Source organism: Arthrobacter sp. P1_H7, from assembly GCF_056405215.1.
Genome location: NZ_JBFUCO010000010.1, coordinates 62,418 through 74,528, shown reverse-complemented (window position 1 = coordinate 74,528; position 12,111 = coordinate 62,418). Strand labels below are relative to the sequence as shown.

The 12,111-nt window shown below is 65.8% G+C and carries 10 protein-coding genes; 5 read left to right on the top strand and 5 right to left on the bottom strand.

Going from position 1 to position 12,111, the window contains the following annotated elements:
* Positions 1-74 precede the first annotated feature (74 nt).
* The 3 genes from AC1DXI_RS11255 to AC1DXI_RS11245 form a co-directional block, all read right to left on the bottom strand.
* The gene (locus tag AC1DXI_RS11255; protein ID WP_476938683.1) at positions 75-1,607 is read right to left on the bottom strand and encodes a sensor histidine kinase; all 1,533 of its coding nucleotides are present in this window, start codon (positions 1,605-1,607) and stop codon (positions 75-77) included.
* A gap of 44 nt (positions 1,608-1,651) precedes the next feature.
* Positions 1,652-2,317: a response regulator transcription factor gene (locus tag AC1DXI_RS11250; protein WP_018774182.1), complete on the bottom strand. Its 666-nt coding sequence runs from the start codon at positions 2,315-2,317 to the stop codon at positions 1,652-1,654.
* A gap of 310 nt (positions 2,318-2,627) precedes the next feature.
* Positions 2,628-3,569: a serine hydrolase gene (locus AC1DXI_RS11245; protein ID WP_476938682.1), complete on the bottom strand. Its 942-nt coding sequence runs from the start codon at positions 3,567-3,569 to the stop codon at positions 2,628-2,630.
* A gap of 136 nt (positions 3,570-3,705) precedes the next feature.
* Between AC1DXI_RS11245 and AC1DXI_RS11240 the strand changes: the two genes are divergently transcribed.
* A complete protein-coding gene (locus AC1DXI_RS11240) occupies positions 3,706-4,626 on the top strand; it encodes a 2-hydroxyacid dehydrogenase (RefSeq protein ID WP_476938681.1) in 921 nt (306 codons plus the stop codon).
* Between the two features lie 30 nt (positions 4,627-4,656).
* Here AC1DXI_RS11240 and AC1DXI_RS11235 read toward each other — a convergent pair whose 3' ends face one another.
* Together AC1DXI_RS11235 and AC1DXI_RS11230 are read right to left on the bottom strand one after the other, a co-directional pair.
* Positions 4,657-5,280, bottom strand: a complete 624-nt coding sequence (locus tag AC1DXI_RS11235) for a dihydrofolate reductase family protein (protein WP_476938680.1) — start codon at positions 5,278-5,280, stop codon at positions 4,657-4,659.
* 87 nt (positions 5,281-5,367) lie between these two features.
* A complete protein-coding gene (locus AC1DXI_RS11230) occupies positions 5,368-5,730 on the bottom strand; it encodes a VOC family protein (RefSeq protein WP_476938679.1) in 363 nt (120 codons plus the stop codon).
* A 168-nt stretch (positions 5,731-5,898) separates the two neighbouring features.
* Here AC1DXI_RS11230 and AC1DXI_RS11225 point away from each other — a divergent pair, with 168 nt between their 5' ends.
* From AC1DXI_RS11225 to AC1DXI_RS11210, 4 genes are all read left to right on the top strand, one after another.
* Positions 5,899-6,966 carry a DUF6994 family protein gene (locus AC1DXI_RS11225; RefSeq protein WP_476938678.1) on the top strand — a complete coding sequence of 356 codons (1,068 nt, stop codon included), beginning with the start codon at positions 5,899-5,901 and terminating at the stop codon, positions 6,964-6,966.
* Positions 6,967-7,155: 189 nt separating this feature from the next.
* Positions 7,156-8,898: an ABC transporter ATP-binding protein gene (locus AC1DXI_RS11220; RefSeq protein ID WP_476938677.1), complete on the top strand. Its 1,743-nt coding sequence runs from the start codon at positions 7,156-7,158 to the stop codon at positions 8,896-8,898.
* Positions 8,895-10,937, top strand: a complete 2,043-nt coding sequence (locus AC1DXI_RS11215) for an ABC transporter ATP-binding protein (protein ID WP_476938676.1) — start codon at positions 8,895-8,897, stop codon at positions 10,935-10,937. The genes AC1DXI_RS11220 and AC1DXI_RS11215 overlap by 4 nt, the downstream gene beginning before the upstream one ends.
* Positions 10,938-11,071: 134 nt before the next feature.
* Positions 11,072-11,740 carry a hypothetical protein gene (locus AC1DXI_RS11210; protein WP_476938675.1) on the top strand — a complete coding sequence of 223 codons (669 nt, stop codon included), beginning with the start codon at positions 11,072-11,074 and terminating at the stop codon, positions 11,738-11,740.
* Positions 11,741-12,111: the final 371 nt, after the last annotated feature.

The following is a 12,111-nucleotide window of genomic DNA, read 5'->3' as shown; positions in this document are numbered from 1 at the left end:
CGGGCGCGGTCGGGTGCGGGCACCATCAAATGCGGGCGCCATCAGGTGCGGGCAAGGTCAGGCGGCGGGCCAGGTCAGACGCGGACGCCGGAGGACTGCAGGGGGATCCGGATCATGAACGTGGCCCCGTGGCCGTACTCGGATTCCACCGTGGCCACGCCCCCGTGCGCCTGGGCGATCGCCGCGACAATGGCAAGGCCCAGTCCCGAGCCTTCCACGCCGCGGCCCGTGTGCACGCGGCCGAACCGTTCGAAGATCCGTTGCTGGTCCTCTGCGGCGATGCCGATCCCGTCATCGCGCACCCACAGCACGAGGGTGTCCTGCGGGGGCAGCGAGGTGCCGTCGGACGCCGTCGGGCGCTCAATGCGGGAACCGAGCGCGATTGTGGACGATGGCCTGGTGTACTTGACGGCGTTCGCGGCGAGCTGGACGAGTGCCTGGGTGAGGCGCTGCGGATCCGCCTCCACCACGTAGTCGGCCCTTTCATCGATCTGCCAGTGCCGGTCGGCCAGGACGTGCACCTTTTCCATGACCTGATCCAGGAGCTCCGGGATCCGGACGGGTTCACGCTGGATGAAGCCGATCTCGCCGGAGTTGGCGAGCAGCAGGAGGTCATCCACCAGGCGCTGCATCCGGTCCACCTCGTCCAGGAGCACGTCCCGGGTGGCAATGACGTCGTCCGGATCATCGACCGTCTCCAGCTCGAGGTGCCCGCGAAGAATGGTCAGCGGGGTGCGCAGCTCATGGCCGGCGTCGTCCAGGAACTGCTGCTGTTGCTGGGCGCCCTCATCGAGTCTTTCCAGCATGGTGTTGAAGGTCTTGGCAAGCAGGGTGACGTCGTCCTCACCTTTGCGCACCTTCACCCGTTGCGTGAGGTCCTCCGGGCCGACCGCCCTGGAAGCCTCGCGCAGGCGTCGGAGCGGATCGAGCAAGCGGCCCGCGACTATGCCGCCGATCACCGCGGCAGCCAGGAGCATCCCGAGGGACACCAGCGAATACGTCCGGACCGAGCTGGCGTTGTGCTCGCGCTGGTCGGCCGCGTCCCGGCCGACCAGGAAGAATGTGCCCGTGGCGCCCCTCATGGGCACCACCACAGCCCGGAGCGGGCGCCCGTCGGCGTCGAGTTCACCGAAAGACGCGCCGGCCGGATTCCTGAGCTCGGCGGCGTCGGCCAACATGCTGTTTTCCAAGAGGGCCCTGTCCCCGTTGCCCTCAACGGTCCACGCCACGCGCCCGTCCACGATCCCGGCCATGACCTCGTTGCTGCGCGGCTCAATATCTTCCGCGGCCTCGTGAAGGGCGCTGACGTACGTCCTGTTGGCATAGTCCCCGTCCGTCTTCTTCTTGGTCTGGACGATCTTGACCACGGAGTTCGCCTTATCCAGAAGGGCCTGGTCGAGCCTGGCATCTGATTCCTGGAACTGGACCACGAACGTGACCAGCCCCGCGGTCATGAGGCCGGCCAGCATCATGCCCAGCATGGCGGCCACCACGCGGAAGCGCACCGAGTGGATCTTTGCGCCCCAGCCGGACGGGTCCTGGGTTTCCGTCTCAGGGAAGGCAGCCTCCGGCGCGGCCTGGCCGTCTTCACTGGGATGTTCATCCAAGGTGGCCACTCTGTTCCCTTCCTGCGAGGATCAGCCTGCTTTGCCTAGCTGAGGCGGTACCCGGCGCCGCGGGTGGTGAGGATGCGGTCTGCGCCGAGTTTCATCCGCAACTGGCGCACGTACACGTCCACCACGTTGGACGTGCCGTCGAAGTCGTAGCCCCAGACGTGGCTGAGCAGTTGCTGCCGGCTCAGGACCTGCCCGGGGTGGAGCAGGAACATTTCCACCAGCGCGAATTCGCGGGCGGAGAGTTCCACCATCCTGCCGTCGACGCTGACCGAGTGGGTGAGCAGGTTCAGCTCCAGAGGCCCGTAGCGCATGACGCTTCCCGCCAGCACATCGCCGGTGTCCGACTTGCGGATCCGGGCCTTGATGCGGGCCACGAGTTCCTCGAAGTGGAACGGCTTGACGATGTAGTCGTCGGCGCCGCCCTCCAGCGCTGCGACGGTGTCGCTGGATGATCCGCGGGCCGTGAGGAAGATGACCGGAATGCCCACCTGGCCGCGGCGCAACGCCGCGAGGACGGCGTACCCGTCCAAACGGGGGAGCCCGATGTCCAGGAGCAGGAGATCGAATTCGCCGCTGGAGGCGTAGTCCACGGCCGTGACGCCATCGGCGACCACCGTGGGCACGTAGCCAGCCGCGCGCAGGCCCTTTTCGATGAAGCGGGAGATGCGTTCTTCGTCTTCGGCAATGAGGATACGGATCAAGGTGACTCCCTTGAAAACGCCCGGATCCGGGAGGCGGGCTGGTCTGCGCGTTCTGGTCAGGGCGGCGGCGCAGCCCGTGCGGGACCGGAGGTCCCGGGTTCGGCGGGACGGCAGGATCGAGATTCAGAAGGAATGAACATCTGGTGCTCCTCCAGGAGACGGCCCAGCACCGTGGTGTTACGTCGGGCTGCGGCTGAGACTATTCCCGCTTCTTTCATCCTGCCCCCGTAATGGAGCCTGCGCCACCTTTGATCGGTGGATTTTCAGACTGTTAACAGGTCACTCGCAGCAGCACGCCAGTATTGGCCTGTTATAGCCCGAACAAGGCGCCGGTGAGCTGGCGAGTCAGGTCGTGGATGAGGTCCAGGCGGTCCGCACTGTCGGCGTCGTCCGGGCCCCACGTGTAGATGACCACCGCGTAGGAGCGGTCGCCGGCGCTGAGCAGGGCGGCGTCGTGGACGTAGCCCTGCACCACGCCGTACTTGTGGTGCACCGTGATGCCGGGCGCGATTGCGGCCGGGATGAGGTCCTCGTCATTGGTGTGCTGCATGTAGCCGAGGAGCTCCGCGGTGTGGTCGGCGTTGAGCAGTTTGCCCGTGGCGAGCTGCGTCAGGAGCCGCGCCGTGTCCGCCGGGGCCAGCAGGTTTTGTTCGGGATCGTAGGTGATGCCGAGGGTGGCGGCGTAGGCGGTGAGGTTGGGGTAGCCGACGTCCCGCATCAGCAGGAGCCATGAGTCGTCGCTGCTGGTGTTGATCATGGCCTTGAGCTGGAACGCGGCATTGAACGCACCCAGGGGAGCGTCGAGTGACTTATCGCCGGTTTCTACCAGGTGGTAGTAGGCGGCGGCCGTCAGGACCTTCGCGGTGCTCGCCGCGGTGTATGGTGCCACGTCGCCGTAGCTCTGCAGCTGGCCGTCGCGGGTGTTCATGACGGCGACGCCGATCCGGTGGTCGGGGTGTTCGCCGATGATCCGCTGCATCTCGGCGGGAAGGTCGACGGCGGCGGCCGCCGGGGCTGCCGGTGCAGCCTCCGCCGGGTCCGGCTCCTGCTGGTGGGCGACGGTCAGGACGTCACCGGTAGGGAAATCACGGGTCAGGAAGTCACGGGTCTGGGAATCACTGCCGGGTGAGGGGACGGTGCGGATGGCGCCAAGGACCACGACGGCGGCCAGCACCAGCACAGCGGCGGCCCAGACGAGCACCACGTTCCTGCGGTGGGTGGGAGCGGCCGGCCGGGGGCCCGGATTCATCATGTGCATGGGCCTTTCCGGACTCGACTGGGTGGTGCCTCCGACGTTAGGCCGGGCCGGGGGCGAAGTCCACGGAGCGCGCGGGGCGCGGCCCAAGTGGGACAAAAATCCCAGATGCGGGTCCACTACGCTGGCATTCATGACCCGGAAAATTACTGTCAGCCTGCCGGACGCCACCTTGCGTGAATACCTTCAGCCGCACCCGGACGTCACCGTCCTGGAGTGGGACCTCGCCGGGGAACCGCCCCGGGCGCGGATCGACATCGTGGTGCCGCCGTACATGGGCGGCCCGCAGGTCCTGCGCGGTCTGGAAAATGTGGACACGGCCCTGGTGCAGAGCCAGTCGATCGGGTACGACGGGGTGGCGGAGTTCCTGCCGGCCGGGCGGGTCTTCGCCAACGCGTCCGGCGTGCACGAGACCTCCACCGCGGAGCTGGCGCTCGCCCTGATCCTGGCCAGCCAGCGCGAGCTGCCCCGCCTGATCCAGAACCAGCAGGAGGGCCGGTGGGACGCCCGGCCCACGGCCAGCCTGGCCGACCGCCGCGTCCTGATCGTGGGCTACGGCGGGGTGGGCAAGGCGATCGAGGACCGGCTCCTTCCGTTCGAGACCAGCGTGACCCGGGTGGCAAGCACCGAACGGATTGATGACCGCGGCCGGATCCACGGCATCGCGGAGCTGCACACGCTCCTGCCGGAGCACGACATCGTGGTGGTGGGGGTTCCGCTCAGCGACTCCACCCGGCACCTCATTGGTGACGCCTTCCTCGCGGCCATGCCGGACGGCGCCCTGGTGGTGAACGTGGCCCGCGGCCCGGTGGCGGACACGGAGGCCCTGGTCCGGCACACCGCCTCCGGACGGATCCGCGCCGCACTCGACGTCACCGATCCCGAACCCCTGCCGGAGGACCACCCGCTCTGGCGGACCCCGGGCGTCATCATCAGCCCGCACGTGGGCGGCGCGAGCTCGGCGATGCGCCCGCGGATGGGCCGGCTGCTGCAGCGGCAGATCGAGATCATGCTGGCGGGCGAGCCGCAGGCCAACGTGGTGCTGAACGGCTAGTAGGGCGGGCAACGGCCCGGGCGTGCCGCCTTAGCCCTCCTGGGCCACGGCCGACATATCGCCGACGCCAGGGGTGCCGTCGGCGAGCGCGTAGCGCTGCAGCACCGCGCCCTTCGGTGAGGCGACGACAGGCTCGATGAGTCTGAGGTTCGTCGGAACCACCCCGTCCGCGAAGACCTTCTTTCCACTGCCGAGGAGGATCGGGTACACCCAGAGCGTGAGCCGGTCGAAGAGCCGCTCGGCAAACAGGGTCTGCACGAAATCGAGGCTGCCGATCACGTGGATGTGCTCGTGCCGGTCGCGCAGTTCGCGTACGGCGGCGGCAACATCGGGACCGAGCAGCGTGGAGTCGGCCCACTCGAGGGCAGGAGTCCCGCGTGAGGCTACGTATTTGGGGATGCGGTTGAACAGCTGCGCGATGTCACCGTTGGCGTGCGGCCAGTACGCGGCGAAAATGTCGTAGGTCCGGCGCCCGAGCAGCAGCGCGTCCAACTCCGCCATCCCGGATTGGATCTGTTCCCCGACGACCTCGTCGATGAGGGGCGCCTGCCAGCCGCCAAACGCGAAGCCGTCGGCAGGGTCCTCGTCCGGCCCGCCGGGCGCCTGCGCAACGCCGTCGAGCGTGGTGAACAGGTCGATATGGATGAGTCCCATGCCGTGCTCCTTCTCCGTCGCCCTCGTCGCCGCGGCGACGGGATCACTTCGAGGCTGGCACACCGTTCCCCCGCGAAGCAACAGTTTTCAAGGGCTCCCGGCGGTGTCCACCACGCAGAAACGGTTGCCCTCCGGGTCGGCAAGGATCACATAGTCGGCGTCCGAGGGCCGCTTGCTCCACTCGACCCGGGTGGCACCCAGGGCCAGGAGGCGTTGGACTTCGGCGTCCTGGGCGTCCGCGTACAGGTCCAGGTGCAGGCGCGGGGGAATCTGGACGGCCGCGGGGACACGGTCAAGGGAGACGCAGGTGCCCACGCCGCCCGGCGGCTGGAGGATCACGAAGTCGCCGTCGGGCTCGTACCGCGGCTCGTAGCCCAGGGCGGCCTGCCAGAAACTCATCTGGCGTTCGAGGTTGTCCACCCGGATGACGATTGAGCCAATGCGCAGCATCCGCATCAAGCTACACCCGGGCCGTCGGCCCGGCAAGCAGTCCAGCCGGGCAAGCAGACAAAGCGGATGAGCCACGGTCGGGTTGCTCCGACCTGCAGTCTTGTGCGGCACGGTCGCGTCGGCGAGGATGAACGCGACAGCCGTGCTGCGAAGAGGGAGTCCACCCGAATGACCAAGTATCAGATCTCGTTTCCGAGTGCCGCCAGGGTTGTCCCCGAGGAAGAGTTGCGGGCCGCAACGGAGGCGGCGCACGCGGTTGTCCAGGAGGCGAAGGACGCGGGCGTCTGGGTGTCCGGCGGCGGCATCGATGAGAGCATTCCGCCCGTCATGGGCGACGCCGACGGGAACGTCCGCGAGGGCACTAACCCGCCGACGGCGCGGTTCGATGGAGGCATCGCGGTGCTGGAGTTGCCCTCGTACGAGGCGGCCTTGGAGTGGACGACGAAGATCGCAGCCGCGTGCCGTAGTGCGCAACAGCCGCCCGCCTTCCAGAACGACCCCGCTAGCGTGGGCGATCCGAAAGAGATCGACGTAACCTTCGACTTCCGCTCCGACACGCCCTCTGGGAAAGATCCGGATAGGTTCAGCCCAGCGCTCCGCAATACCCATCGGAGGCTCTGGGGCAGGCCTCTGCTTACGCAGAATGGTGCGCTGTTCCATCTGGACGCAAGCACCCGACGCAGATACCTCTTTCACGAGTCCGAACTGGGCAAATTCTTCCTGTCGAGTGACGCGATCATTCGGACCTTCCGCCGGCACCCAAGGGCCGCTTCGATTTTGGCGCAGATTCCGGAGTCAGAGCAGGAAGCCTTCAGCCGGCAGGGCTACACCATCGGCGGGATGATGGTTTTCCCGGGCAACAGGATCAGCAACAAGCAGACGATCAATCAGCGCCGAGGCACTCATCCCCGCATCGCCGACCGGTTCGATCTGACTCTCGAGTGCATCCGGCGTCACTATCTCCGCCAGGCGAGCCCGCTGGCCGAAACCTTGGAGCTATACCCCGAGTTCTTCGGCTTGTTTGGCGACTTCCGTGGCTATGTGGATTTCTTTCTGCTCCAGGACCTGGTAACGGATGACTACGCCAGCGTCCGGTTCTTCCTGCCGTTCGCCGACTTCACGACTCGTGCCATACCAAAGACCCTCGATGAGTATCTGCTCTACCGGCAAGCCAGCCTCGAGTTCGTAGGGGCACGGAACGCTCAGATCGCTGACTTCGTCGCCCAGCCAAAGTAGCCTCCACCATTCGAGCTTCTGGTTGCACTCTTTGTCGACGTCGACGCGCGCCACATCGCGGCGATCTCCCCCGTATGCAACGCCCACCAAACGCACACCGATTCGCCCTGAGAGGAACCCGGCCCGCTCCCGGGTTCGGGACGTAAACTGACCCACACAAGTGCCCGTGACGCGTGAAGTGGAGACCGGATGCTCTGGAAACTGCTTGTCGAATACCTCCGGCCGCAGCGGCGGCTGTTGCTCGTCGTCGTCGTCTTCCAGCTGGCGGCGTCCATTGCCTCGCTCTATCTGCCCACCCTTAATGCCGACATCATTGACCAGGGCGTGGCGACGGGGAACACGGAGTACATCCTGCGCATGGGCGGGCTGATGCTCCTGGTCACCCTGCTGCAGGTCGTCTGTACCGTTGTGGCCGTGTATTTCGGCGCGAAGGCCGCGATGGCGCTGGGCCGGGACGTCCGGGGTGCCATCTTCAGCCGGGTCGCGGCGTTTTCCGAGCAGGAAGTCACCCGGTTCGGCCCGCCCAGCCTCATCACCCGCTCCACCAACGATGTCCAGCAGGTCCAGCAGCTGGTCCTGATGTCCGCCACACTCATGGTCACGGCGCCCATGCTCTGCATCGGCGGGGTGATCATGGCCATCCGGCAGGACCTGCAGCTGTCCTGGCTGATCGCCGTCAGCGTCCCCGTGCTGCTGGCCGCGGTGGGCTCGATCATCTTCCGGATGGTGCCGCTGTTCCGGGTGATGCAGGCCCGGATCGACACCGTCAACCGGGTACTGCGCGAACAGCTGACCGGCATCCGTGTGGTGCGGGCCTTCGTCCGCGAGGACGTGGAGACCGCCCGCTTTGCCCGCGCCAACGAGGACGTCACGGACACCGCGCTGCGCGCCGGCCGGCTCATGGCGCGCGCGTTTCCCACCGTGATGCTGGTGCTCAACGTCTCCAGCACGGCCGTGATCTGGTTCGGCGCGTTCCGGATCGAGGACGGCTCCATGCAGGTGGGGACCATGATCGCGTTCCTCAGCTACCTGATGCAGATCCTGATGTCGGTCATGATGGCCACCTTCATGGCGATCATGATCCCGCGCGCCGCCGTGTCCGGGGACCGGATCGGCGAGGTCCTCGGGACCGAATCCAGCGTCCGGCCGCCGCTGCGCCCGGTTTCGCGCGCGGCCGGGCGGGCAGCCCGTGGCGAGCTGGAGATGCGCGACGTCGGATTCGCCTACCCGGGCGCCGAGCAGCCGGTGCTCCAGGACGTGAACTTCACCGCCCGGGCGGGGCAGACGACGGCGATCATCGGCAGCACCGGCTCCGGCAAGACCACCCTGGTGAACCTGATGCCGCGGCTCTTCGACGCGACCTCCGGCTCGGTCCGGATTGACGGCGTGGACGTCCGCGAGCTCCACCCGGATCTGCTGTGGGGGCATATCGGCCTGGTCCCGCAAAAGCCCTACCTGTTCTCCGGCACGGTGCGCAGCAACCTGCTCTACGGCAAACCCGACGCCACCGAGGACGAGCTCTGGCGGGCTCTGAGGATTGCGCAGGCGCAGGACTTTGTGGAGGAGCTGGAGGGCGGGCTGGACGCGCCGATTTCGCAGGGCGGCACCAACGTCTCCGGCGGCCAGCGGCAGCGGCTCGCGATTGCCCGGGCGCTGGTGAAACAGCCCGAGCTGTACATCTTTGACGACTCCTTCTCCTCGCTGGACACCGCTACGGACGCCCGGCTGCGGCAAGCACTCAAGCAGCACACCGCCGGGGCCACCATGGTGATCATCGCCCAGCGGGTCTCCAGCATTGTGGACGCGGACCAGATCCTGGTGCTCGAACGCGGCAGGATCGTAGCGCACGGCACGCACGAGGAACTGCTGGAGGCATCGGAGACGTACCAGGAGATTGTGAACTCCCAGCTCGCGGCGGAGGAGGCAGCATGAGCCGCACCGACAAGGCGCCGACGCCGGCCCGCGCCGCCGCTCCTGCCGCCGGGGCACCCGGGGCCCCCGGGGCTCCCGCTACGCAAACCCCGATGCGGATTCCCCGTCCGGCGGGCGGACCCGGCCGCGGCGGCCCGTTCGCCGGGATGAACATCCCGGCCGAGAAGGCCATGAACTTCTGGCCCTCCGCCCGGCGGCTGCTGGGGGAGCTGCGGCCCGAACGGCTGTGGCTGGTCCTGGTGCTGGTGCTCGCCGTCGTCGGGGTGACGTTCTCGGTGATCGGGCCCCGGCTCCTGGGCGAGGGCACCAACCTGATCTTCGCCGGCGTCGTGTCCAAGCAGCTGCCGCCCGGGGAGACCCAGGACCAGGTGATCGCCCAGATGCGCGCCGCCGGGCAGACCCAGCAGGCGGACATGCTCAGCGCCATGACGCTGACCCCTGGCGCCGGGATCGACTTCACCGCGCTGGCCACCGTGCTGCTGTGGGCGCTGGTGCTGTACGTGCTGGCGTCGGTGTTCGGCTGGATGCAGGCGTACATCCTCAACGGCGTTGTGCAGCGCACGGTCTTCCGGCTGCGCGAGCGGATCGAGGCGAAGATCAATAAGCTGCCGCTGCGCTACTTCGATTCCGTGCAGCGCGGCGAGCTGCTCAGCCGGGTGACCAACGACGTCGACAACATCTCCCAAAGCCTGCAGCAGTCCATCAGCCAGGCCGTCACCTCGGTGCTGACCGTGGCCGGGGTGCTCGTGATGATGGTCATCCTCTCGCCCACGCTGGCGCTGATTGCGCTGGTGACCATTCCGCTGACCCTCGTGACGACGGCGGTGATCGCCAAGCGCTCCCAGAAGCTGTTCGTGCTGCAGTGGAGGCACACGGGCGAGCTGAACGGGCAGATCGAGGAGACGTACACCGGGCACGCCCTGGTGAAGGTGTTCGGCCGGCAGCGCGAGGTGGAGGAGCGGTTCCGGCAGAAGAACGTGGAGCTGTACCAGGCGAGCTTCGGCGCGCAGTTCATTTCCGGGCTGATCATGCCGGCCATGACGTTCATCGGGAACCTGGTCTACGTGGGGATCGCCGTGGTGGGCGGGCTGCAGGTGGCCTCCGGGGCGATGCAGCTGGGTGATGTGCAGGCGTTCATCCAGTACTCCCGGCAGTTCACCCAGCCGCTGGCCCAGCTGGGGTCCATGGCGAACCTGCTCCAGTCCGGCGTGGCGTCGGCCGAGAGGGTGTTTGAGCTGCTGGACACGGACGAGCAGTCGCCTGATCCTTGTCCGTCTGTGGCGCCCGACGGCGGCCGCGGGCGGCTCGTGTTTGAGGACGTGTCCTTCTCCTATTCACCGGACAAGCCGCTGATCTCTTCACTGAGCCTGGTGGCCGAGCCGGGGCAGACCGTGGCCATTGTGGGCCCGACGGGCGCGGGCAAGACGACCCTGGTGAACCTGATGATGCGCTTCTACGAGCTCGACGCCGGGCGGATCACGCTCGACGGCGTGGACGTCACCGCGATGACCCGCGACGAGCTGCGCTCGCGGATGGGCATGGTGCTGCAGGACACCTGGCTGTTCGGCGGGACCATCAGGGACAACATCGCCTACGGCCGGCCTGGCGCTTCGGAGGACGAGATCCTGGAGGCCGCCCGGGCAACGTACGTGGACCGGTTCGTCCGGTCCCTGCCGGAGGGCTACGACACCATACTCGACGACGAGGGCAGCAACGTCTCCGCCGGCGAAAAGCAGCTGCTGACGATCGCCCGGGCGTTCCTGGCCCGGCCGTCGGTGCTGATCCTGGACGAGGCGACGAGCTCGGTGGACACCCGTACCGAGGTGCTGGTGCAGAAGGCGATGAGTGCTTTGAGGAGCGACCGGACCTCGTTTGTCATTGCCCACCGGCTGTCCACAATCCGCGACGCCGACCTCATCCTGGTGATGGAGGCCGGCCAGATCGTCGAGCAGGGGACGCACGCTTCATTGTTGGAGGCGGGCGGGGCGTATGCGGCGCTGTACGCGGCGCAGTTCGCGGCTCCTGTTGCGGAGGTTTAATTTGGCCCGGCCCGGTTTAGTCCTCTGTTTCTGCTGCACGAACCCGAAGTGTTGTCGTCACGTAACAGAGAAAAACCTGCCCCGTCAGTCGATGAAATGAACTCAAACTCTCGGTATGTCGTTATGATATGTCCGTGGAAGAAATAGAAGAATCCGATGCAATCAAGCTCATGGATTCGCTTCGTGCGGATGTTGACAAGCTGCGGGAAAGAGCAAAAGCTGTTGCTAATCTTCTTGCAACAGCATCCGGAGCTTTGATAGCCGGCCTATTTTTTTCGGCGCAAGGTGAAGCGCTCGCTCTTTCCACGAAGATTGTTGGGTACTCCGGCGTTGCTGTTCTCGTATCTAGCGTTTGTTTGTTTTTGGCGGCATCGATATATCAATCCAAAATAGAGAATGCCACAAGTGCAGGTCCCGATAATCGATCAATCGAGCAAATGATAAAGGATGTGGACGAAGCGGCTCGCAGGGCGGCAGGAAGCATTTGGAAGCGGACTCGAATCGGAAAGATACTCGGTGCGGTTGGGATTGGATTGCTTGGTCTGATGTGGTTCGCGCCACTTGCATTTCCTGATGAGCGGGTTCCTGTGCTTGTTCAAATGCTAGCCCCGATTTCGGGGGGTGTCCGCGCTTGCCCACTCTTGGGCGGCGAGTTAGAGGGCATGATGAAGCGGAAGGACCTGGACGACAATACGGTAGTGGTGAACATCACTGTAAACCGTGAGGAATGCGGTGCGGGGGCTGGTGCGACTGAACTCTATCTGGAGCGGAACAGGATCATTATATCAACGGATGTGCGATAGTGGATCAATTATTAGTAATCCATTATAAGGTTCTTTTGGTATTAAGTTACGAATGGGAAATGGCGATAGAAGACGCCGCTGAAGCTCTAAGGGCAGACTCAATTCCCCTAAATTTCGACCTAGTTGATGCAAAAGATGCATTGCTTAGTTTTGTGCTCTACCCGGCTAGTGCACATCAAGCATTATGTTCGGGTGAGGAAATAGCCTCGACCGTCACTGCGATCGCGCCGCCTGTCAACTCTAGAGTGGTCTTGGTGGCATGTGCTCCGACGTATCCAAGCCTTGATCAGACGTCGGTCGATGATATGGTGAGCCAACACTTGCCACCCGCATTCAAGAGGAATGGCATAAGAGCTTTGGAGCCGGATGCA